This is a genomic window from Sphingomonas sp. 2SG (assembly GCF_005503285.1).
Lineage (GTDB): Bacteria > Pseudomonadota > Alphaproteobacteria > Sphingomonadales > Sphingomonadaceae > Sphingomonas > Sphingomonas taxi.
Genome location: NZ_SCMZ01000110.1, coordinates 1 through 1,067 on the forward strand (window position 1 = coordinate 1; position 1,067 = coordinate 1,067).

The window sequence follows — 1,067 nt, forward strand, 5'->3', positions numbered from 1 at the left end:
AGGCGGGGATGTGGAGTCACGTTTGAAGTGCACCGGTTGAGGCATGGAGGAATGCCTCGGCGGGGGTCTGGAAGTCGAGGCATTTTCTGGGGGTGTCGTTGAGGCGCTGTGCATAGGCTTGCAGTTGGTCGGGCGAGAGGGTGTGGAGATCGGTCCTGCGGGGCAGCATGCGTCGCAGGCGGCCGATGGTGTTTTCGATGCCGCCTTTCTGCCATGGGCTGCGGACGTCGCAGAAGAAGGTCTGGAGTCCGAGGCGATGCAGCCGATGATGTTCGGCGAACTCGGTTCCGTTATCGAAGCTGATGGTGCGGCGCAGGGCGTTCGGAACGGTGCGCAGCTGGTGGGCGATGCGCATTGCGGTGGTCGCCGCCCTGCGCGTGGGCGGCTGGTCGAGCAGGGTGAAGCGGGTCGTTCGCTCGTGGAGGACGAGCACGTTGTCGCCATAGCGGGCGAAGAGCATATAGTCGGCTTCCCAATGGCCGGGCTGTTCGCGGCCGTCGGCTTCGGGGGTGCGCTCGGCGATGGAGCGGCGCTGGCGGATGAAACTGGCCGGGCTGCCGCTACGCCGGGCATAACGGCCGCGCCGGGACTTGGCGCGGGGGAGGAGGCGGTGCCAATAGTCCTTCTGGGCGGACCGGTGATAGACGAAACGGTAGATTGACTCGTGGCTGATGACGGTGCGACCAGCGTCGCGCGCCAGTCTGCCGGCGATCTGCTCGGGCGAATGTCCCATCGCAAGGCTTTGCCTGACGCGGTCCCGCAGGTCAGGCTGGCGCACCAGCTTGAAGCGGCCGTCCCATCGTCGCCGACGTAGCGCCAGGCCGTGCGCGCGCGCCGGAGCGTAGCCGCCACGCCACGCCTTGGTCGCACGGCTGTTGCGGCTTAGCTCGCGACCGACCGTCGTGTGGCTGCGCCCGATCGCGGCGCCGATGCGACGCCCTGACCAGCCCGCCTCCCGTAGCCGCGCAATCTCGATCCGCTCGTCAAGGCTGAGCTGCCTGTATCTCTGTCCCATCGCGCACCCACCTTATCAGTGGTGCACTTCTCTCGTGAATCCGGCGGATCCA

At 67.0% G+C, this 1,067-nt stretch carries 1 protein-coding gene; it reads right to left on the bottom strand.

All coding sequences use genetic code 11. The features are described 5' to 3' along the window. Positions 1 to 16 precede the first annotated feature (16 nt). Positions 17 to 1,015 carry an IS30 family transposase gene (locus FFS23_RS19935; RefSeq protein WP_137899966.1) on the bottom strand — a complete coding sequence of 333 codons (999 nt, stop codon included), beginning with the start codon at positions 1,013 to 1,015 and terminating at the stop codon, positions 17 to 19. Positions 1,016 to 1,067 lie beyond the last annotated feature (52 nt).